The organism is Flavobacterium sp. (assembly GCF_036759525.1).
In the GTDB taxonomy this organism is placed as follows: Bacteria; Bacteroidota; Bacteroidia; order Flavobacteriales; family Flavobacteriaceae; genus Flavobacterium.
Map to the genome: position 1 here is coordinate 345538 of NZ_DAIOUN010000001.1, position 23032 is coordinate 368569.

Below are 23032 nucleotides of genomic sequence, written 5' to 3' on the forward strand. Positions count from 1 at the left end.
AAACAAAGGGCAATATAATTTTATACTTTATTCAACGAAAGTGAATTTAAACAATTCTAATTCGTTTTTGGTCATTTTTCATCTACTTTTTTCCCTTTTAAAAATTCTAAAACAAAAAATTTTGTGTTTTCCGTGTTTTTTATGGGAAAAATATTTTTTTATATTTATCTCTTTCAAAATCTATATTCAAAAAAAAGAGACCCGAAGGCCTCTTTCAAAATTATGCATCATCTTCGGTTGTACCGAATTCATCTTTTTTCTTTTTTCCAATTCGAGAAGTGCTGTTCGCTTTTTTCATGGCTTCACCCACTTGGTTGCTGGCGGTAAAACTGGCTACCATGTTATTTAACATATCACTACCTGCTTGAGGCGAGTTGGGTAACAAAATCAAGTTAGAATTGGTATCGGCTCCAATCGCTTGCAACGTATCATAATGTTGTGTAACTACTATCAAAGCGGAAGCCTCTTGAGAATTTATACCAACCTTGTTTAATACATCTACAGATTCTACCAAACCTCTAGCAATTTCTCTTCTTTGATCGGCAATACCTTGACCTTGAAGTCTTTTACTTTCAGCTTCTGCCTTAGCTTTGGCTACAATTCTAATTCTTCCGGCTTCTGCTTCATATTCGGCAGCGGTTTTTTCACGATCGGCAGCGTTAATTCGGTTCATCGCATTTTTCACTTGAATATCCGGGTCAATATCGGTAATTAATGTATTGATAATGTCGTATCCATAAGTGGTCATTGCTTCATTTAATTCACGTTTTACTGCTATAGCAATATCGTCTTTGCGTTCAAAAACATCATCCAATTTTAATTTAGGAACTTCGGCACGCACTACGTCAAATACATATGACGTAATTTGATCGTGCGGATATTCTAGTTTATAAAACGCCTCATAAACTTTCTCCTGAATTACTTTAAACTGAACCGAAACTTTCATTTTAACAAACACGTTGTCTTTGGTTTTCGTTTCAATGATAACATCTAATTGTTGAATTCTGAGATTAATTTTACCTGCAATACGATCAATTACCGGAATTTTCAATTGTAAACCTGATTGTCTAATACTGCTAAAACGACCAAATCGTTCAATTACTGCAGCCGTTTGTTGCTTCACGGTGAAAAAGGAAGCCAACAATAGAAATACACCTAAAACAATAATAATGTAACCTGTCATAAAAAATAGTTTAATGAGTTATACGTAATGATACGAAATTTCTCGTACGTTTGTTACAACTTAACACAATATTCATGAAAAGATATTTTTCAACTTTAATTTTAGTACTACTTGCCACCTCATCATTTGCTCAATACGGTAAAGGAGATTACAATCATATTGGACTTAGTTTGGGTGTAAATCAAACGCATTTGTTTACCGATAATTTTAATGTAAATCCCGGTATGAGTTGGACGGCAGGTTTAGCTATACGAGGCAATTATTATAATAATTTTGCCATGGTATATGGTATGAATTTTACCGATAATTTGTTTAAAGTAGAAGCCAATTCTTTGTTAGGAACCAAAGAGGTAGAACTTAAAATGATGGCGGTGCAAGTTCATTTATTGTTGAGTTACAAAATTGCCGGTAGTAATTTTTCTATAGATGCAGGTCCTGTTTTACAAGTAAATAGCAAAATTAAGTTTGATGAGGCAGATGCCAATCTTTTTATTGCCGATACCGGATTACTTCGGGTCGAAAATCTTGAAGAAATTTCTCCAATCAATTGCAATGCTCATATCGGATTAACCGGAGGTTTTGACAATGTACGATTGAATTTGAGCTTTCAATACGGTATAACCAATATTCTAAATAACTTAAACAAACAAGACGAAGTTAAATTGGTAACTACCGAAAAATTAAAAGGTAATTTAGGAATTTTAGCTGCAAATATTATTGTATACTTTTAAAAAAAGCTCCAGAGATGGAGCTTTTTTTTAATGTCCCGGTTCGTATATCAACCTAAAGAAGGTACTAAATCTTTGATTTTCTCTTTGAATAGGAATTCCGGTTACAATACCCACAAGTAAGTTTTCGGCAATACCCACACGCATTTGAGGACGAATTACCATATCAAAATCGGTTTGGGTAAATTCTTTATTAATTTCTACTCCAATAAAGTTTCGTGTTCCGGGAATCATATAGTGAAAGTTGCTATTTATTTGCCAATTCGTATACGTGGATTGGGCATCAAAGTGATGAATAAAAAGCGGTCCGGTGTAGAGTAGGGTGTGAAAATTGTTTCCCCAACGCTTGGCTGCTACAAAAAACGGATTGTAAATGTTTCCAATAAATAACTTTCCGTTTGCATAGGCATTGAATTCATTCATTTCAAACTCGTGTATATAGCCCACTGCTAGTGAGGTTTTCCTTTTTTCAGAAACCAAAAACGAATACTGTGCTGCAAATTTCAAACTGTTTAATCTGCTGCCTGGGGCTGTTCCATTTTTACTTGATGGATAAATAGTAAAGGGTAACTCAATTTCCAATCCCAGACGATCTAAGGGAGCCCATTCATACTCTACCAATGCCAAGTATTCTACATAATCATTATTGTCGGTTATACCAAAACCAACATTCCATTCTTTCTCTCCTTTTCTTGCTCCTAAATCGCGAATCAAATCAATAAATAGGGGTTCGGCATGAAGAATTTTGGGCTTTTCGGTTTTTGTTAATACCTCTTCAATGTACAAACTATCTTTAATTGTATTTTCAATCTCTTTTTCAGATTGGGAATAACTGTTTGGATTGTATATTAATAGCATGGAGATTCCAAAGAAAATGTTCAAACTAGAAATTTTCATAAGTTTTAAAAGTTTAATTAATACTAAATTTTGTCTTGTTTAAGTAGAGGACAAGAGGATTTTAGGATAAATAATTAAACTTCCGGTGGTGGGGAATGTATCTCCAAAGAAGGTATTGTTATTTTATTTTTAGTATAGTGAAAACCTTTTTTAAGGGGAAAATAAACGATAATTTTGGCATGAATAGTAAAAGGTGTATGTACAAATTGATCTATTGTAAATCCTTTTTTGGTATTTGGATTTTGTTCGTTGTCATTAGAATCATTTTCGGGAATGGCCTCTTCAAAACCTAAAATTTTCTCAAAAACGAGTTCTACAACACTTTCTTGTTTGTTGTAATTTCTGTTTTTTTGTACTTTTTCATCAAATAGGGTAGTCACATCTATACTGATATTTAACAGATAACATGCCATAAATCCCCATAAAATTGGGGTTATTCTAAAATGTCGAAGCCTATTTAACATGTTGCAAAAGTAAAACCTTTTAACACGATTAAATTTTTTCTATTGCTTTTAGTATTCTTTTAACGGTTTCTTCTTTACCTAGAAGTTCAATAATATCAAATAAATGCGGCCCTTTTAATGCTCCTACCAAGCTCAATCGAAGCGGCTGCATCACTTTTCCCATTCCAATTTCATTGGCTGTCATCCATTCTTTTAAAATTGTTTCAATGTTTAAAGAAGTAAAATCTTCAATCGATTCTAAAACTTCTATAACTTGTTTCATCAAAGCCGGTGTTTCTTCTTTCCAATTTTTGGTTGCTTTTTCGTCGTATGAATTGGGTGCTGCAAAGAAATAATCAGCCAATTCCCAGAAATCGGAAACAAAATTTGCTCGTTCCTTTATGGAAGAAACTATTCGTTTCATGTGCGGTTTGTTTGTCATTTCGACGAAGGAGAAATCTCTTTTCTTTAAGTCAGAAATAAATAAATCAACCAGTTCTTCATCACTTTGTTTCTGCAAATACTGATGATTAAACCATTTGTTTTTCTCCGGGTCAAATTTGGCTCCGGCTTTGTGCACACGGTTCAAATCGAATTTTTCAACTAATTCACCTAGTGAAAATAGTTCTTGGTCGGTGCCGTCATTCCATCCTAATAGAGCTAGAAAGTTGATAACTGCTTCCGGAAAATATCCGGTTTCACGATAACCGGATGAAACGCCTTCCTCAGTTTTCCATTCCAACGGGAAAACCGGAAAGCCCATTTTATCACCGTCTCGTTTGGATAATTTCCCGTTTCCTATGGGTTTTAAAATTAACGGTAAATGTGCAAATTCAGGTGCTTCCCAACCAAAAGCTTTGTACAACAAATGATGAAGTGGGAGTGAAGGCAACCATTCTTCGCCACGAATTACGTGTGATGTTTCCATCAAATGGTCATCTACAATATTGGCCAAATGATAGGTTGGCATTCCGTCACTCTTAAATAACACTTTATCATCTAATAAGTTCGTATCAAATTTAATAGCACCTCGAATGAGGTCTTTCAATTCCAAAACTTCATTCACTGGTGTTTTAAAGCGAATCACATAATCTTCACCCGAAGCAATACGCTTGTTCGTTTCTTCGGCAGAAAGCACCAATGAAGTATCTAATTTTTCACGATTGTGCCAATTGTAAATAAAGGTTTTACCTTGTTCTTCGTGTTGTTTTCTGTGTAAATCCAGAGCTTCCGAAGTATCAAAAGCATAATACGCCCAACCCGATTGAATCAGTTTATCGGCGTACTGTTTATATAAATGTTTCCGTTCACTTTGACGATAGGGACCAAATTTTTCGTTTTTTCCTACCGTTTCAGAGGGAGAAATACCCAACCATTCCAATGCTTCAAAAATGTAAGTTTCTGCTCCGGGAACAAATCGGTTTTGATCGGTATCTTCAATACGCAAATAAAAAACACCGTTATTTTTTTTAGCAAATAAATAATTGAATAATGCAGTTCTAACCCCTCCAATATGCAATGGGCCGGTGGGACTGGGTGCAAAACGAACGCGAACAGGTCTTGACATTTGTATAAATTTTTGGCAAAGATACATTTTATGAGTTTTACAGAAGAAATTGTCTCGAAAAATAAACGCTATTAAAAACTAGAAATTGTAGAATATGGTAGCCGTTTCTATTGGATTTAATCTTTCCTTTTGAGGTGTTTTTTATAAATTATTTTGCTGTTATTCCATAGTAAATAAAAACAATTTGAGGCTGTATTCATTAAAAAACATTTAACTTTTGACTATCAAATAAAATTGTACTTTTATCGGTTACAAGTAAAAGCCACACTATTTTGGAAACAAAAGCATTGATTTATCAAAAGTTAGAAGCATTTATTAAAAAATATTATGCCAATGAACTCCTAAAAGGAATAATCCTTTTTGTGGGTTTTGGATTAATTTATTTGTTTGTTACCCTTTTTATCGAATATTTCTTGTGGCTTAAACCCATGGGAAGAACCCTATTATTTTGGACTTTTGTTGGCGTTGAGTTGTTTTTACTCTCTCGTTTTATTTTGTTTCCGCTTTTTAAATTATTCAAACTTCAAAAAGGGATTGATTACAAACAAGCTTCACAAATTATTGGCAATCATTTTTCTGAAGTAAATGATACGTTGCTTAATTTTCTTCAACTGGCAAATGAAAAACAACCTTCTGAGTTGTTGTTTGCATCAATTGAACAAAAAGGGAAAACGTTGAGTCCTGTTCCTTTTGGTAATGCAATTAATTTTAAAGGCAATGCCAAATATTTGCCTTGGGCCATTATTCCGCTTTTGTTTTGGTTTTTTTTCATGCTTAGCGGTAACCATACGATTTTCTCGGAAAGTATGAATAGAGTTGTGCGTTACAACGAAAAGTTTACTCCACCGGCTCCATTTGCTTTGCAAGTTGTTAATACAAGTTTACAAACAGAACAAGGAAATGATTTTGTGCTTCAGGTTAAATCTACCGGAAAAATGATACCCGAAAGTGCTCTTATTTTTATGGGAGAAGAAAGTTATTTCATGGAAACGGTTCAACCGGGTTTGTTTGAATACCGTTTTTCTAAACCAATTAAAGACATTGCGTTTCATATTCAAGCTAATGCAGTAGTTTCTCCTGATTATGTCTTGTCAGTAGTAGCTGTTCCCACCATTTCTAACTTTGAAATGCTTTTGCAGTTTCCATCCTATTTAAATCGAAAGTCAGAGGTGGTTCAAGGTTCAGGAAATGCCATAGTTCCCGAAGGAACAAAAGTGATTTGGAAAGTAAAAGCCGCTGCAACAGACGAGATTCTGTATCAAGAGGATTCACAATCGGTTCCTTTTTCAAAAGGTTCAGAAGGTTTTAGTCTTTCAAAATCTTTTTACCAAAATACAGATTATCAATTAGTAACCTCAAATTCAAAGGTCAAAAATCACGAAAAATTAATGTATCAGATTACTACTATCAAAGACCAATATCCTTCTATAGCAGTTTCATTGGCTCCAGATAGTTTAAAAATAGCAAAGAAGGTTTTGGTAGGTCAAGTAAGTGATGATATAGGGTTGTCTAAATTACAGATTGTTTATTATCCCAGAGATAATGAAAAAGCCGCTCAAAAGTTTTTACTTCCGGTAAAAAAAGAAATTTTTGATCAATTTGTTTTTTCCTTTCCCGGTAATTTACCGGTTCAACAAGGCGTATCTTATGACTATTATTTTGAAGTTTTTGATAACGATGCGATACATAATTTTAAAAGCACTAAATCTAATGTTTTTTCAGACAGAATCAGCACTGAACAGGAATTACAAGACTTGCAATTAAAGCAACAGCAAACCAACATCAAAAGCCTTCAAAAGTCTCTTAAAAGCCAAGAAAAACAGCTTAGTGAAATGGATAAACTTCAAAAATTATCCAAAGAGAAAGAGCGTTTGGAATTTAAAGACAAACAAAAATTAAACGATTTTATCAAACGTCAAAAACAACAAGAGGAAATGATGAAGGAGTTTACAAAAGATTTAAAAGATAATCTAAAAGACTCTAAAAACGAAAAGGATGCTCAAAAGGACCTATTAGAAAAAAGAGCCGAACGCATAGAAAAACAATCCGATCAAAATCAAAAACTATTAGATGAATTAGACAAACTTACCGAGAAAATACAAGATTTAGATATTCAAGAAAAACTCGACAAGATCAAACAAAATTCAAAAAATCAAACTAAAAATTTGGAACAATTGGTAGAACTTACCAAAAAGTACTACGTAGAAAAGAAAGCAGAACAATTGGCTAACAAATTAGATAAGTTGGCCAACAAACAAGAAAAATTGACCCAAGATGACAATCAAAATTCGGTTCAAAAACAAGAAGAAATAAATGAGGAGTTTAAGAAAATCAGCGAAGAACTTCGTGAACTTGAAAAAGAGAACAAAGAGTTGAAAAGCCCTATGTCTATACCTTCAGATGAAAAAACAGAAAAAAGTATTCAAGAAGATATGAAAAAAGCTTCTGAAGATTTAAATAAAAATCAGAAGGAAAATGCAAAACCCAAACAAAAAAATGCTGCCCAAAAAATGAAACAAATGGGAATGCAAATGATGGAAGGGATGGCTGGTTCTCAAAAAGAACAAATGGAGGAAGATATTAAAATGATGCGTCAGATATTAGACAACTTATTGGCTTTCTCTTTCAAACAAGAAGAGGTAATGAATCAATTTAAAGGCTTAAAAAAGGGTTCTCCATCTTATATTTTTCATCTCAAAAAACAACAAGATTTAAAAGTACAGTTCAAACATATTGACGATAGTCTTTTTGCCATGTCTCTTCGTAATGCTCAAATTACAGAACGCATTACCGAAGAAATTGGAAACGTGCATTACAATGTAGATAAATCTTTAGAATCTTTAGCAGAAGCCTACATTGCAAAAGGAGTTTCACACCAACAGTTTTCTGTAGCTGCGGCTAATCGTTTGGCCGATTTCTTAAGCGATACAATGAATTCAATGCAAATGTCTATGTCGGGTTCAGGTTCCGGCAAACCCAAACCGGGAAGCGGTAAAGGCGGAATGCAGCTACCTGATATTATTCAAAAGCAACAAGGTTTGTCTGATAAAATGAAAGAAGGTATAGGTAAGGGAGAAAAACCTTCCGATAAACCAGGAGAAAAGCCGGGTAACAAACCGGGAGAAAGTTCAGAAAAAGGACAATCTAAAGGAGCAAAGCCCGGTGAAGGTTCCGGTGGTGGTGGCCAACAAAATGGTGATGGTGAGGAAAATGCAAAAGAACTAATGGAAGTTTATAAAGAACAAAGAAAACTTAGAGAACAACTCCAAGACATGCTTGAAAAACAAGGTTTAACACCAGATGGCAAAAGAGTTTTAGACCAAATGAAAGATGCAGAGAAGCAACTTTTAAATAAAGGTTTCAAAAATGAAGTTCTACAACGCATGTTAAATATAAAATACGAGATGTTAAAGCTGGAAAAAGCCCTACAATCTCAAGGAGAAGATTCCCAACGTGAATCGCAAACGAATAAAAATAATTTTACAAACAACCCTGCAACAATTAACCCACAATTACAAGAATATTTAAATAGTATAGAGATTTTAAATAGACAAAGTTTACCTTTGCGGTCCAATTTCAATCAAAAAGTACAAGAATATTTTAAAACCAATGATTAGTTTTAATTACGAATCAGATTTTAGATTGTCTAATGAAATGCATTTCTCGAAATGGATTTCTTCTGTTATACTGTCAGAATCAAAAACAGAAGGGGATATAAATTATATCTTTTGTGACGATGCATATTTGCATCAAATCAATTTAGAATATCTCAATCACGATACACTTACAGACATTATTAGCTTTGACTATAGTGAAGGAAATTTTTTACATGGAGATATTTTTATTTCTATTGAAAGAGTTGAAGATAACGCCTTGGATTTTAAGGTTTCTTTTGAAGAAGAACTTAAGCGAGTAATGGTGCACGGAGTTTTGCATTATTGTGGTTATAAAGACAAGTCTAAAGAGGATGAGTTGATAATGCGTTCAAAAGAAGAAGAGAAAATAGCTATGTTCCACGTGGAACCATAGTTTGTTGTAAATAATGTTTCACGTGGAACAAATTCAGAATTATGTTTTTAGAAAAGTATGATGTAATAGTGGTGGGTGCGGGACATGCAGGCTCTGAAGCAGCTGCAGCTGCAGCCAATATGGGTTGTAAAACACTTTTGGTTACGATGAATCTTCAATCTATAGCCCAAATGTCTTGTAATCCGGCTATGGGCGGTATTGCTAAAGGTCAAATTGTACGAGAAATTGATGCTTTAGGAGGTTATTCTGGAATTGTTTCAGATACAACAGCTATACAATTTAAAATGCTTAATAAATCTAAAGGACCGGCTATGTGGTCGCCTAGAGTTCAAAGCGATCGTATGCGGTTTGCTGAAGAATGGAGATTGATGTTGGAGGCCACGCCAAATCTTGATTTTTATCAAGAAATGGTCTCTGGGCTTTTGTTAGAACAAGATAAAATTGTAGGCATTAAAACGTCATTAGGAATTGAAATTAAAGCGAAGGCTGTTGTGCTAACAAACGGCACCTTTTTGAATGGTTTAATTCACATCGGCGAAAAACAGTTTGGAGGTGGACGTGCCGGAGAGAGTGCTTCTTTCGGAATAACCGAAGATTTAGTGGCACATGGCTTTTCGTCCGGAAGAATGAAAACGGGTACGCCCCCAAGAGTTGATGGTCGTTCCTTAGATTATACCAAAATGCGTGAAGAAAAGGGAGATGATAAACCCCATAAGTTTTCATATTTAGACAGAACAAAACCATTGTCGATTCAAAAATCGTGTTGGATGACCTATACCTCAGAGACGGTTCATGATCTTTTGCGAGAAGGCTTTGATCGTTCTCCTATGTTTAATGGGCGAATAAAAAGCACAGGGCCTCGTTATTGCCCATCTATAGAAGATAAAATCAATCGTTTTGCCGATAAAGACAGACATCAACTTTTTGTAGAACCGGAAGGCTGGAATACTGTAGAGGTTTATGTAAACGGCTTCTCAACGTCTTTACCGGAAGATATTCAGTTTAAAGCCTTACGTTCTGTTGAAGGTTTTGAAAATGTTAAGTTTTTTAGACCCGGTTATGCTATTGAATACGATTATTTTCCACCAACGCAACTTAAACATACTCTAGAGACAAAATTGGTTCAAGGTTTGTTTTTTGCAGGACAAATAAATGGCACTACTGGTTATGAAGAAGCTGCGGCACAAGGATTGATGGCAGGTATAAATGCGGCTTTAAAAGTTCAAGAAAAAGAACCATTTATTTTGCAAAGAGATGAAGCTTATATTGGTGTTTTAATTGACGATTTAATCACAAAAGGTACAGAAGAGCCATATAGAATGTTTACTTCAAGAGCCGAATACCGAACTTTATTACGTCAAGATAATGCAGATGAAAGATTAACACCAAAAGGGTATGCCTTAGGATTGGCCTCAGAAGAACGTTTAAAGCGTATGGAATATAAATTTGGAGAAGCAGCCAAGATGGTTTCCTTTTTTAAAGAAACCAGTATTACTCCAGAAGAAGCCAATCCGGTTTTAGAACAAAAGCATAGTTCTTTAATGAGTCAGTCAGATAAAATGTTTAAAGTGTTTTCTAGACCTCAAATAGAGCTGGAGGACATAGTTTTGTTTGATAAAGTCAAAGAGTATATTGCCACAAATCAACTGGATGAAGAAACAGTTGAACAAGCCGAGATTCAAGTTAAGTATAGTGGTTACATTGAAAAAGAAAAAAACAATGCAGATAAATTAAAAAGACTAGAAGACGTAAAGATTCCTTCAAATTTTGATTACGATAAAATAAAGTCGCTTTCTTTTGAAGCCAGAGAGAAGTTTAAAAAAATTAAGCCGGTTACGGTTTCACAAGCATCTAGAATTAGTGGTGTTTCACCAAGTGATATTTCAATACTACTTATATATATGGGTAGGTAGTTGTTTTAATGTTCCACGTGAAACGATTACCTTGAGCTCAATAAAAACGGGCTTTTAGATTTAAAAATTAAAGAAATGAATTTTTCAAAAGAACCTTTTTTAAAGGTAAAAGATTATTCGGTTACAGGAGAAACATTTGAATTGTTGATGGATCATGATCTCCAATTACTCAAAACCTATCCTCAACCAACGCCAGATGATTTGTCTAAATATTATGAAAGCGATGACTACATTTCGCATACTGATAGCCAAAGGTCATTGTTTGAAAAAATGTATCATTGGGTAAAAGGGAAAGCCATTCAAAACAAATTAGATTTAATTGAATATTGGACCGGCGGAAAAGGGTCTGTTTTAGATATTGGATCAGGTACCGGCGATTTTCTGTTAGAAGCCAAAAAACGAGATTGGAAAACGGTAGGGATAGAGCCCAGTACCAAAGCAAAACAATTAGCTAAGCAAAAAGGCGTTTGTATAGTAGAAGGTTTCCCAGATTTAGAAGATCACTATTTCGACGTTATTACCATGTGGCATGTTTTAGAACATGTTCCCAATTTGGAATTCCAAATTCAAGAATTAAAACGATTACTCAAGCCCAATGGAGTTTTATTTGTTGCGGTTCCCAATTACAAATCTTTTGATGCACACTATTATGGTAAATTTTGGGCCGCCTATGATGTGCCTCGCCATTTATGGCATTTTTCAAAAACAGCTATCGATAAACTTTTTGCATTAGAAAATCTCAAGTTAAAAGATATTAAACCGATGTATTGGGATAGTTTTTATGTATCGCTTTTATCTGAAAAATACAAAACCGGTAAAATGAATTTTTTAACAGCCTTTTGGGTTGGATTGCAATCCAATTGGAAAGCCAAAAAGACCAAAGAGTTTTCTTCTCACATTTACATCATTAAAAACAGCTAATTTTTATTTTAAGGCCTTTTAAGCAGTTTTTGAAACGCGAAACATCAATTTCCTTGTGTTTTTTGCGAAAATCGATTGTGGCATTTCTAAATGATCGATCTTTAATAGTTTTTTATGTTGGTTTTACTTTTTTTCAATAGATTTTTATTATATTTAATAAATCCATTTAAAAACCCATTTGTTTCTTAATGTGGAATTAGTACTTTTACCAAAATTTTTAATAGACAATTCTGATGAAAAAATCAATTTTAGCATTTGGTCTTCTTCTTTCATTACTTTCTTGTGATAAGGCTGCAGAAACCAAAGATTTTAAAACCGCCTATGTAGATACTTCTAAATTGATGGAAGAATTTGTAGAAGCCAAAGATATTGAAGCAAAATACAAAGCAAAAGGTTCTGAAATGGGAAAACAATTGGAAGCTGAGGTAGCTCGTTTTCGTTCTGAAGCAGCCAATTTTCAAAAAAATGCACAAGCTTATGGGCAACAATGGGCCCAACAAAAAGCAGCCGAATTGCAACAAAAAGAACAAGAGTTATCCTATGCTCAACAAGCTATCTTGCGTCAACTTCAAGAAGAAAGCGGTAAAGAAATGGACAGCTTGGTAAAAGATGTAAAGAAATTTATCAAAGAATACGGTAAAGAAAAAGGGTACAACTACATTTACGGAACCGGAGATGTAGCAACGGTACTTTATGCAAAAGAAGAATACGACATCACCAATGAAGTAATCAAACTTTTAAACGAAAAATACAAGTCAAAAGGCAACGCAGAAGCCAAAAAAGAAGAAACCGATTCTACACAGACGAAGAAATAAATAAATTCTGAAAACCTCTCCTAAACGAGAGGTTTTTTTATTTTTGTATTAAATCTACGCCACATGGAATACAATGATATTGCTCATCAAGTTTTACAATTTGTCAATCAAACCCAACGCTCCTTATTTCTCACAGGTAAAGCAGGTACTGGTAAAACAACATTACTTCATCAAATAATTAAAACCACTCACAAAAATACAATTGTAGTGGCTCCCACAGGAATTGCAGCACTCAATGCCGGTGGAGTTACGCTTCACTCCATGTTTCAATTGCCTTTTGGGGCTTTTATACCCGATACTATTCCGGCAATTCATATTTCCACTTTTCAAAAAATAGAAACGCAAAGTACTCTAAGTAAACATTTTAGAATGAACGGAGTAAAAAAAGCCATCTTTTTGAACATGGAACTGTTAATTATAGATGAAGTGAGTATGTTGCGTGCCGATATTCTCGATGCTGTAGATTTTATGTTGCGTAAAGTGAGAAAAAACGAGAAGCCCTTTGGTGGCGTACAAGTCCTTTTTATTGGAGATTTGTTGCAATTGCCTCCGGTTGTAAAAAATGAAGAATGGCAAGTTTTAAAAAAGTACTATCCCGGCATATTTTTCTTTAATGCCAAAGTTATTCGGGAAAATCCACTTTTGTATGTTGAGCTTACAAAAATTTACAGACAATCTGATCAGCGTTTTATTTCGGTTTTAAATAGTCTAAGAAACAATACGATAACGCGTTCCGAATTGCATTTTTTAAATGAATATGTAAAACCAAATTTTGATACCCAATCCCATCCGGGCTATATTACCTTAACAACACATAATGCCAAAGCCGATGCAATTAACGCAGAAGCTTTACACAATTTGAATGCTCCAACTTTTACTTTTAAACCTGAAATTGTTGGCGATTTTCCGGAAAAAATATATCCTGTAGACGAGCTTTTAAGCCTGAAGATAGGGGCACAGGTTATGTTTATTAAAAACGATCCTTCTCCGGAAAAAAATTATTACAATGGTAAAATGGGTTTTGTAAAATTCCTTTCGGATACTGAAATTACCGTTCATTTTCCGGATGAAAACAGAACGATTGAAGTGGATAAATACGAATGGAAAAACATAAAATATTCACTTAATGAACACACCAAAGAAATTGATGAAGAAACTTTAGGAACTTTTGTCCATTTTCCTCTCAAATTAGCTTGGGCCATTACCGTTCATAAAAGTCAAGGACTTACTTTTGAAAAAGCGGTTTTGGATGTTTCTCAGGTTTTTTTACCCGGACAAGCTTATGTGGCATTATCCCGATTGCGAAATTTAGACGGACTAGTGTTACTTAAACCCATTCAAATGAATGGATTGGCAAACGATTCCAATGTTATGCAATATGCTCAAAATAAGGCCGACAACGCTTTACTAACGCAAGAATTGCAAAAAGAAACCGAAAAGTATTCTCGTTTTTTTATTCAAAATGCTTTTGAGTGGTCTGATTTAATTCAACATTGGCGAAATCACAAATTTAGCTACACGGCAGACCAACAAAAATCAGAAAAAGCCAAACATTACAAATGGGCTACAAATCAAGAAGAAATTTTACAATCTCTAGCGGTTGATTCGGTTAAATTTCAAAACCAATTAAACCAACTTTTTCATAAAAAACCGGTAGATTTTCTTTTTGTCAAAGAAAGAGTTGTAGCAGCCAAAACGTATTTTTTCCCAAAATTAGACAAGGTTTTATTTGAGCTTCTTTTAAAAATGGAAGAAGTAAAGCGAAAAAAAAGAGCCAAAGAATTTTATTCAGAACTAGCAGAGCTCGAAGAACGAACTGCAACTGCGGTTTTAAACCTATTTAAAGCCGAAAAATGGGCACAACTTTTGGCCGAGGGGAAAGAGGTAAACAAGGACAGTCTAAGCTCTTTAGAAGCCTTAGATTACAGAAATAAACAAAAAGTACAGGTTCAGGAACATTTTAAAGCCAATTCCAAAGGATTCACAACAGAAGAAGTCGATTCTTTTTACGATTACACTTCTCCAAAAAAGAAAGTAAAAGAACCAAAGAAATCAACCATTCAAGAAACTTTAGTTTTGTGGAAAGAACTAAAATCGATACGAGAAATTGCTCAAATTCGTATGCTAACAGAGCAGACCATCACGAATCACTTGGTCAAATTGATTCGTGCCAAAGAAGTTGAAATAACCGAGATTTTAAGCTCTGATAAAATACAGTATCTTCAAAATCTTTATCTTAACTATCCGGACGAAAGTTTAACGAACCTCAAAGAAATGGCAGGAGATAGACTCACTTGGGAAGATTTAAAACTCTATAAAGCCGCCTTGGAAACGCAAGATTAATTGAGCCAAAAAACAGCCAAAACAGCCGGTATAAAATAAATTACTATCGTTCTGGCTCCGTCATAATCTTTAGCCAATCTTTGTCCAAAAAGTAAAGCCAATAAGGTTAACGAACTCAAAATGGCTGCATAAAAACCATATTCCCGGTCGCCGTTTAAAACGAGTTGAACCATTCCTACAATAGCAAGAATTCCAGAAGCCAATTCTAAAACCAGAATTTTTCCCAAGGCCAAAGGCACATGGTTTTTTAAAATCGTTTTAGAAAAATGTTCCTTCAACCAGGAAACATTGTCATTCCAATAAAACAATTTGTCGTAACCCGATTGCAAAAAGGTTAGAGCTAAAAAAAGTAAAATTAAAAAAGAAGCAGGATTGTTCATGATCTTATTTTTTATGTATTAAACGGGTTAATTTTATAGATAAATCAGTTAAAATGATTTTGGCATTTCCATTTCGTTCTATGTGATAAATGGCATCATTCAACTCTTTGTAGATAGCCAAAATATTATTTCCATTTACAAAAGGAGCAAAATTTTCAAGCTTGAATTGAGCGACTTTGGGTTCTATAAAAACCAATGAATTAGCCTGATAATTTATAAGCAAAGCTTGTCTGAACATTTCTATACAATAGTTCAGAAAATTCTTTTGAGGTTCTCGCCCAATTTTGGCAATTTCTTCGCTCCATTCAATCAATTCCAATATAGCCGAAGCGTTACCTCGAGCTTTAAACGAGGCTCTTACCCATAAAACAAACCATTCTTCAAAAGGATATTCATCGGTTTCATTATGAAGTAACTTAAGGGCTTTGTTGTAATTTCCTTGAGCTTGGTGTGCAATTTTTGCCGCCCATTTAGACTCCGCTTGGTATTGGTTAACCAAGGATTTGGCTATCAATTCTTCAGGAATCCCATTAAAATCCAACACCTGACAACGCGATCGAATCGTTTGTAAAATGTCTTCAGCTTGTTCGGCTATGAGAATAAATACGGTTTTATCTGTGGGTTCCTCCAGAATCTTTAATATCTTGTTTGAGGCCGAGATATTCATTTTTTCTGCCATCCAAACAATCATAACTTTATAGCCGCCTTCATACGATTTTAAGGCCAATGTTTTTAAAATTTCCTGAGCATCATCAACCCGAATTTCAGCTTGCTTTTTTTCGGCACCCAACATTTTAAACCAGTCTTGAAGCCCTCCATAAACAGATTCACTCAAAAACTGTCGCCATTCTTTAATAAAATCACTACTCTTAGGCTTGCTTTTTACATCATCATTTGTGGCAGTTGGGTAAATAAAATGAAGGTCGGGATGAGCAAATTGGGCAAATTTTAAATTGCATGATGCATTTCCGCCCTCATTTTCTCCCTGAATGTTTTGACAAAGCAAATATTGCGAAAAAGCAATGGCTGTAGCCAAAGTGCCCGATCCCTCCGGACCTACAAACAGCTGTGCATGCGGAATCCTACCCGTTTCTACACACCGTATCAAATGATTTTTTATGTGTTCTTGGCCTATTATTTCTGAAAACTGCATGCAACAAATATAGTTGTTTTTTTGTATTTGGGTTTTCAAATTTTAAGACTCCTATTTGGGTCTTAATGTTGCTTTTGGTGAGCCTAATCTCATTAGAAACGCAAAAAGACGACTTTAATCGAGAAAAATATACTTTTTGTCGTTTGTCTTTAGTACCTTTGACATTCAATTCTAATCCCAAAATTAACTGTGCCTCATGAATCTTTTCTTGAATCAAAATATCGCTTCAAAGATTTTTTTGATTTCTTTTTTACAGTTTTCAGTTTCCCTTTTTTCTCAAGAGGGTTTGGCATTTAAGGAACGTTTTAAGACTACATTAAAAGGAGATATTACCCTAATTGCCAATTCTGTTTTGAACAGAATTGACCGAAAAAACAGTCCAAATGACCCCTTTCATTTGCAACAATATGACACCCCGGTCAATGATGAATTTGACATGGAATATATTGATATAGATAACGATAAATCTACCTTTTCATCCAGTAGTGCGGCATTATTCATGAAAAATGAGGCCGATAAAAAGATTGTTTTTGCCGGATTGTATTGGTCGGCAACCTACAAGTATGAAAGCGGATACAAAAAAGGGCAAGATAAGTTTGTAGCTTTTGATAAAACCCGTGAAGCTTTTCATGAAATCTTACTAAAGTTACCCAATACTAAAGATTACACACCCATTTTGGGTCAAGTTCTTTTTGATGGTGCTAAAAACAGTAAATTTAAAGATGCGGCACCTTATCTGGCTTTTGCCGATGTGACTCAGCTTGTTCAAGAATTAGAAAATCCGTTTGGGTTTTACACAGTGGCCAATGTAAAGGCTACGCAAGGTACTTTAATAGGCGGTTCGGCTGCAGGATGGACAATCGTTTTTGTATATGAAGATCAATCTATGACTGAAAAGTATATATCGGTTCAGGATGGGTTTTTAGGAGCAATGAATCAAAGCATGGATATCACTTTTCAATCTTTTGAAACGCCACCCTATGGCGATATTAATGCTAAACTTGTACTTTCTGCTTTAGAGGGCGATTTTAATGTAGACGGCGACTTGATTATGTTCAATTCAACAACTTCTCCGGATTTTACCAATCTCAAAACAGGTAACAGACCTTACAGTAATTTTTTTAATAGCAAAATTACTCACGAAGATGCAATTTTTAAGTACCGAATTCCCGATAGCGAGAATACGTTAGGATATGATGCTTTGGTAATGACTTTGCCAAACAATAACAATAGATTAATTGGGAATAGAGCTAAAGAAGCCAAAGTAAAAATGAAGTCCACAGGTGATGTTTTTTACCTTTTTTTGTGTGGATTAGCCTTAGATGTAAAAGAAGCTTTTGTACCACAGGTTATTGAAAATACGGAAAACCGACTTGTTTTTGAAAACGACACTTTGAAACAAGTAAAAAAAGAGGATTTTGTGGTAAAACCCATTGAACGAAAAGAAGTAAAGCCCCTTTACGAACATTATGTAAACTCTGCCAAACCAGAACTTCCAAAGCTCAAAGCTGAAGAAAATAAATCAATTCAAGAAGATTCAGTTGCTGAAAACAAAACGATGATTTCGGAAAACAAAGTGGAAGTTAAACTTGAGAATGAAAAATCAGAACAAATCAAAAGATTAATGAATATTGATGCTCCCAAAGGATTTTATTTGGTAGCCAATGTGTTTAGCGACCGCGTTAATGCAGCTCGTTTTATGATGCAATTGAGAGATAATGGATTAAACCCCAATTATTTCACCCATCCCGAAACTAAATTTTTATACGTTTATTTGGCTTACTACAATCAAGAGCAAGAAGCCCAATCCCTTAAGGAATCTAAGTTCAATCAGAAATATACCGATGAATTATGGGTTTTAGCGGTTAATATTCCAGAATAAATGTCATAGCAAATGAAAACAGAATAATTTATATTTGTAAAATCTTAAAAAACAATAAATCAAAATCAACTTTATGAAAACGATTAACGATTTTTCTTTTCAGCATAAAAAAGCCCTTATTCGCGTAGATTTTAATGTCCCATTGGATGAAAATTTTAATGTGACCGACGCCAACAGAATTGAGGCTGCAAAACCCACAATTGATGCCATTTTAGCCGATGGCGGAAGTGTAATTTTAATGTCACATTTGGGAAGACCTAAAGGAAAAGAAGAAAAATATTCGTTAAAACATATTGTCAAGAAAACAGAAGAAGTTTTAGGAAAACCGGTTCATTTTGCTTCTGATTGTATCGGAACAGTAGCCGAAACGGCTGCCGCTCAACTCAAACCGGGAGAGATTTTACTTTTGGAAAATCTACGTTTTTATACCGAAGAAGAAGCCGGAGACATAGAATTTTCTAAAAAATTAGCTCAATTGGGAGACATTTATGTAAACGATGCCTTTGGAACTGCACATAGAGCCCATGCTTCAACCACAATTATAGCTCAATTTTTTGAAGGGAAAAAGTGTTTCGGAACTCTTTTGGCCAAAGAAATTGAAAGTCTAAATAGAGTTTTAAAAGACAGTGAAAAGCCGGTAACAGCCGTTTTAGGGGGCTCTAAAGTCTCTTCAAAAATTACGGTTATTGAGAATATATTAGACAAAGTAGACCACATGATTATTGGCGGTGGAATGACTTTTACTTTTATCAAAGCTCTTGGCGGCCAAGTAGGTGATTCTATTTGCGAAGAGGATAAATTGCAATTGGCTTTGGATATTTTGCATTTAGCAAAAGAAAAGAACGTTCACATTCACATTCCCGTAGATGTTGTAGCTGCTAACGCCTTTTCCAACGATGCCGATACTCAAATTGTTGATGTTCGTGAAATCCCCAATGGTTGGCAAGGTTTGGATGCCGGACCCAAATCGTTAGAGAATTTTAAAGAGGTCATTATGAACTCCAAAACGATACTTTGGAACGGTCCTCTTGGTGTTTTTGAAATGGAAAATTTTGCCAAAGGAACTATTACACTTGGAAATTACATCGCCGAATCAACTCAAAAGGGTGCTTTTTCTCTAGTTGGTGGTGGAGATTCAGTTGCGGCTGTAAAACAATTTGGTTTAGAGCCCAAGATGAGCTATGTATCTACGGGAGGCGGTGCCATGTTGGAAATGTTAGAAGGGAGAACACTTCCGGGAATTGCTGCGATACTAAGTTAAAATTTGATTTTTAACAATATTTAAGTAAAAAGTTTCGTTTGAGATATTTATGTTTGCAAACTAACCTAACTTTCTGAAAAATAAAACATTACAAAACAATGAATTTAAAGAATACCACAATGCTTTCCTTGATGTTGTATGCAGCCAATTTACTGGCTCAAGACACAACAGTTGTTAATGTTTCCATTCAGCAAGAACCTAAAATTTCGTATTTAGATTCTATAAAAAAAACATTTGTACATCACGAAATAGCAGCTTGTGTTGAGGAAAGATGGATGAGTGAGTTGAGCAATCAAGATTTGTACAACGAAATGATTTCGGATATTCAAACCTTTAATCCCGATGAAAAAGTGGATTATGAATTGTCTACCGAATTACTCAAGGAACGATTGAAAATTTTAGATTCAAAGTCGGCGTTTCATATCGAATACAATCCCGGTTTGGAAAATATTATCAAGCATTATTTAAAAAACAGAAAGCGTTCTTACGAAAGATTGATGGCTCTTTCTCAATATTATTTTCCCATTTTTGAAGATGCATTGGCCAAGTATAATGTGCCTTTGGAGATAAAATACCTCGCCGTTGTAGAGTCGGCTTTAAACCCTAGAGCGGTTTCCAAAGCCGGTGCAACAGGGCTTTGGCAGTTTATGTATGCTACCGGAAAACAATACAATCTAGACATTACAACATTTACCGATGAGCGAAGCGATTTATTAAAGGCCACCGAAGCTGCTTGCCAATACATGGTGAATATGTATGCTATTTTTGGTGATTGGGATTTGGTGCTGGCATCTTACAATGCCGGACCCGGCAATGTGTCAAAAGCCATAAGAAGATCCGGAGGCAAACAGAATTACTGGAACATCAGACCTTTTTTACCTAAAGAAACGCAAGGATATGTTCCGGCTTTTTTGGCAACCATGTATGTTTTTGAGTTTCACAAAGAACACGGAATTAAACCCAATAAGCCAGTTATCAATCATTTTGCTACGGATACAATCAGAGTTAAAGACAAAATCACATTCAAACAACTTTCAGACCTGTTAGATATTTCGGTAGAACAATTGCAGTTTTTAAACCCATCCTACAAAAGAGATTTTATTCCTTACATGGCCGATAAACCGCATTATTTAAGATTACCATTGGATAAAATTGCTTTAGTAACTTCAAATGAAGATAAAATCTATGCCTATGCGGCCTATGATTTTAACAAGCGTGAAAAACCATTTACTACAAACGAAGCTTATGCTGCAACTTCTGAAATGGTAACTTCGAAAACACGTTTTCATAAAGTCAAAAGAGGCGAAACTTTGGGGGGAATTTCTCAAAAATACGGTGTAAGTTTATCGCAATTAAAAAAATGGAATAATCTTAAATCCAATACAGTACCCATGGGTAAAAGCCTAAAAATAATTACCCAAGAAGCTGTTGTGGTTTCTTATACTCCTAAACCGGAACCAACCAAAAACACGATTGTTTCAAAAGACACAGTCAAATCAAACGTATCCAAAAAGAATATTCCCGATTTTCACCTAGTTGAAAAAGGCGAAAGTTTATTTGCCATATCTCAAAAGTATAATATTTCAAAAGAAGATTTAAAAGAATGGAATCAATTGTCTGATGAAACCATTCAGGTTGGGGCTAAATTAGTTTTGACAGCCACCAAAGAAGAAACTTCGTTTGGGATTCAAAATTATGTTATTCAAAAAGGCGACAATTTACTTTCTATAGCTCAAAAACATGCAGTATCGGTTGATGAATTGATGCAATGGAATAATTTGACTGACGAATCACTCAAAGCCGGAGAAATTTTAAAAATTCATGTGGCAGAGAAAAGTGAAGTAGCTCTTCAAGAAACGAAACCACAAAAGGCTGAAAAACAGTCGGCATACAAGAAAGAAAATGTTTATATCGTTCAAAAAGGCGACTCTTTGTACAGCATTTCACAAAAAATTAAAGGGGTTACTGTTTCCGATTTGAAAAAATGGAACGGTATTAGCGGAGGAAATATTAAACCGGGTATGAAATTAAAAATCAGCGGTTAATTTTATCCCTTTAAATTTTATTTCTCATGAAAAAACTGGCTTTTTTAGGAACTCTTTTTTTGATTTTAATTTCGTGTAACGAAAACAAACAGGAAACAGTTTTAAAAGAATCTTCCGGAAAAATCAATCATCTTTCGGTAATTATTGAAAACAAATTGTGGAATGGCGAAGTAGGTGATAGTATTCGCAGAAAATTTGCGGCTCCCGTAGATGGTTTACCACAAGAAGAACCTCTTTTTACCATAAAACAATACGAACCCCAGCTATTTGAAGGCTTCATGACCAATAGTCGAAATATATTGGTGGTTTTGAAAAAAGAAGAATCGGGCTTTGAACTGCGAAAAAATGAATTTGCACAACCCCAAAATGTAGCCCATATTTCAGGTACCAATGTGGAACAATTGGTTTTACAAATTGAAAGACACGCCGATGCCATTATTAAAGAATTCAAAAAAACAGAAATAACCGAAAATCAAAGACGCATTTCAAAGTCGTTGCTAGACGATTCTAAAATCAAAAACAAACTTAAAGCCTCTCTGAAATTACCAACAGCTTACAGGTACATCATTGAAGATGAAAAGTTTTTTTGGATAAGAAAGGAATTGCCCTCAGGTAACGCCAGTTTATTGGCCTATGAAGTGCCTTTGAATTATTTTGAAAAAGACACCAATATCGTTTCCCGTATGGTTCAAATGCGAGATTCTATTGGTCAAATCCATATTCAAGGGACCTTGCCTCAAACGTTTATGGTTACCGAGGCTTCCTATGCTCCCTACTTATTTGTTACGCAATTGGCCGGAAAAAAAGCCTACGAAATGAAAGGAACCTGGGAATTGAAAAACGATTACATGGCCGGACCGTTCATTAATTATGCTTTAAAGGATGAGAAAAACAATCGATATTTAATACTCGAAGGCTTTTGTTACAATCCTTCTCAAACCAAGCGTGATTTAATGCACGAATTAGAAGCCATTATTAAATCCGTAAAATTATTGTAATGGCTTTTCCAGATTATCAAAACGATGCCCGATTTAAAATTCCAAATAAAGCGATTTAACGAACTTTCTACTCAAGAGTTGTATCAAATACTTCAATTAAGAAGTGAAGTCTTTGTGGTTGAGCAAAACTGCGTTTATCAAGATATTGATGGTAAAGATCAAAAAGCAATTCACCTTTTGGGAATTTTTGAAGATGAAATAGTGGCTTATGTTCGTATTTTCAAACCCGGCGATTATTTTGAACAAGCTTCCATTGGTAGGGTAGTAGTAAAGTTGAAATACCGATCTCAAAAATGGGGATACGATTTAATGAAGAAGGCTATTTTGGCTACTCAAACCGAGATTAATGAGACTAAAATCACAATTTCGGCTCAATTGTATCTTCAAAAGTTTTATGAAAGTCTAGGTTTCAAACAAACCAGCGATGTGTATTTGGAAGACGATATTCCGCACATCGAAATGAAAATAGAGTGA

The 23032-nt window shown here is 34.7% G+C and carries 18 protein-coding genes; 12 read left to right on the forward strand and 6 right to left on the reverse strand.

The features are described 5' to 3' along the window. Window positions 1-220: 220 nt before the first annotated feature. The gene (locus V7M80_RS01565; RefSeq protein WP_333693537.1) at window positions 221-1183 is read right to left on the reverse strand and encodes an SPFH domain-containing protein; all 963 of its coding nucleotides are present in this window, start codon (window positions 1181-1183) and stop codon (window positions 221-223) included. Window positions 1184-1257: 74 nt separating this feature from the next. On the opposite strand from V7M80_RS01565, the gene V7M80_RS01570 reads away from it, so the two are divergent. Beyond that, window positions 1258-1914, forward strand: a complete 657-nt coding sequence (locus V7M80_RS01570) for an outer membrane beta-barrel protein (protein WP_333693539.1) — start codon at window positions 1258-1260, stop codon at window positions 1912-1914. Between the two features lie 27 nt (window positions 1915-1941). Here V7M80_RS01570 and V7M80_RS01575 read toward each other — a convergent pair whose 3' ends face one another. The 3 genes from V7M80_RS01575 to gltX all read right to left on the reverse strand — a co-directional run bounded on the left by V7M80_RS01575 (window position 1942) and on the right by gltX (window position 4818). Continuing rightward, the gene (locus V7M80_RS01575) at window positions 1942-2808 is read right to left on the reverse strand and encodes an HAEPLYID family protein (protein WP_333693540.1); all 867 of its coding nucleotides are present in this window, start codon (window positions 2806-2808) and stop codon (window positions 1942-1944) included. A gap of 74 nt (window positions 2809-2882) precedes the next feature. Continuing rightward, window positions 2883-3272 (reverse strand): hypothetical protein, encoded by a 390-nt coding sequence (locus V7M80_RS01580; RefSeq protein ID WP_333693541.1) that lies wholly within the window; start codon window positions 3270-3272, stop codon window positions 2883-2885. A gap of 28 nt (window positions 3273-3300) precedes the next feature. After that, window positions 3301-4818 carry a glutamate--tRNA ligase gene (gltX, locus tag V7M80_RS01585; RefSeq protein ID WP_333693542.1) on the reverse strand — a complete coding sequence of 506 codons (1518 nt, stop codon included), beginning with the start codon at window positions 4816-4818 and terminating at the stop codon, window positions 3301-3303. Window positions 4819-5090: 272 nt separating this feature from the next. On the opposite strand from gltX, the gene V7M80_RS01590 reads away from it, so the two are divergent. The 6 genes from V7M80_RS01590 (at window position 5091) to V7M80_RS01615 (ending at window position 14839) form a co-directional block, all read left to right on the forward strand. Beyond that, entirely contained in the window at window positions 5091-8435 is a 3345-nt protein-coding gene (locus V7M80_RS01590) for a hypothetical protein (protein ID WP_333693543.1), read from the forward strand. Next, entirely contained in the window at window positions 8428-8847 is a 420-nt protein-coding gene (ybeY, locus tag V7M80_RS01595) for an rRNA maturation RNase YbeY (RefSeq protein ID WP_333693544.1), read from the forward strand. The genes V7M80_RS01590 and ybeY overlap by 8 nt, the downstream gene beginning before the upstream one ends. 41 nt (window positions 8848-8888) lie before the next feature. Continuing rightward, complete coding sequence (gene mnmG, locus V7M80_RS01600) at window positions 8889-10760, forward strand: tRNA uridine-5-carboxymethylaminomethyl(34) synthesis enzyme MnmG (protein ID WP_333693545.1); 1872 nt, start codon at window positions 8889-8891, stop codon at window positions 10758-10760. Between the two features lie 75 nt (window positions 10761-10835). Further along, on the forward strand, window positions 10836-11681 hold the full coding sequence (locus tag V7M80_RS01605) for a class I SAM-dependent methyltransferase (RefSeq protein WP_333693546.1): 846 nt from the start codon (window positions 10836-10838) through the stop codon (window positions 11679-11681). Between the two features lie 233 nt (window positions 11682-11914). Further along, window positions 11915-12496, forward strand: a complete 582-nt coding sequence (locus V7M80_RS01610) for an OmpH family outer membrane protein (protein WP_333693547.1) — start codon at window positions 11915-11917, stop codon at window positions 12494-12496. 63 nt (window positions 12497-12559) lie between these two features. Beyond that, window positions 12560-14839, forward strand: a complete 2280-nt coding sequence (locus V7M80_RS01615) for a helix-turn-helix domain-containing protein (RefSeq protein WP_333693549.1) — start codon at window positions 12560-12562, stop codon at window positions 14837-14839. Here the strand turns inward: V7M80_RS01615 and V7M80_RS01620 are convergent. Together V7M80_RS01620 and V7M80_RS01625 are read right to left on the reverse strand one after the other, a co-directional pair. Next, window positions 14836-15219, reverse strand: a complete 384-nt coding sequence (locus tag V7M80_RS01620) for a DoxX family protein (protein WP_333693550.1) — start codon at window positions 15217-15219, stop codon at window positions 14836-14838. The two genes, V7M80_RS01615 and V7M80_RS01620, sit on opposite strands and share 4 nt — an antisense overlap. Window positions 15220-15223: 4 nt before the next feature. Then, entirely contained in the window at window positions 15224-16372 is a 1149-nt protein-coding gene (locus V7M80_RS01625) for a DNA polymerase III subunit (RefSeq protein ID WP_333693630.1), read from the reverse strand. Between the two features lie 196 nt (window positions 16373-16568). Here V7M80_RS01625 and V7M80_RS01630 point away from each other — a divergent pair, with 196 nt between their 5' ends. The 5 genes from V7M80_RS01630 (at window position 16569) to V7M80_RS01650 (ending at window position 23032) form a co-directional block, all read left to right on the forward strand. After that, the gene (locus V7M80_RS01630; RefSeq protein ID WP_333693552.1) at window positions 16569-18254 is read left to right on the forward strand and encodes an SPOR domain-containing protein; all 1686 of its coding nucleotides are present in this window, start codon (window positions 16569-16571) and stop codon (window positions 18252-18254) included. A 73-nt stretch (window positions 18255-18327) separates the two neighbouring features. Further along, entirely contained in the window at window positions 18328-19515 is a 1188-nt protein-coding gene (locus V7M80_RS01635; protein WP_333693554.1) for a phosphoglycerate kinase, read from the forward strand. 98 nt (window positions 19516-19613) lie between these two features. Then, on the forward strand, window positions 19614-21560 hold the full coding sequence (locus V7M80_RS01640) for a LysM peptidoglycan-binding domain-containing protein (RefSeq protein ID WP_333693556.1): 1947 nt from the start codon (window positions 19614-19616) through the stop codon (window positions 21558-21560). A gap of 26 nt (window positions 21561-21586) precedes the next feature. Then, window positions 21587-22558, forward strand: a complete 972-nt coding sequence (locus V7M80_RS01645; RefSeq protein ID WP_333693558.1) for a DUF4837 family protein — start codon at window positions 21587-21589, stop codon at window positions 22556-22558. Window positions 22559-22582: 24 nt separating this feature from the next. Beyond that, complete coding sequence (locus V7M80_RS01650) at window positions 22583-23032, forward strand: GNAT family N-acetyltransferase (RefSeq protein WP_333693560.1); 450 nt, start codon at window positions 22583-22585, stop codon at window positions 23030-23032.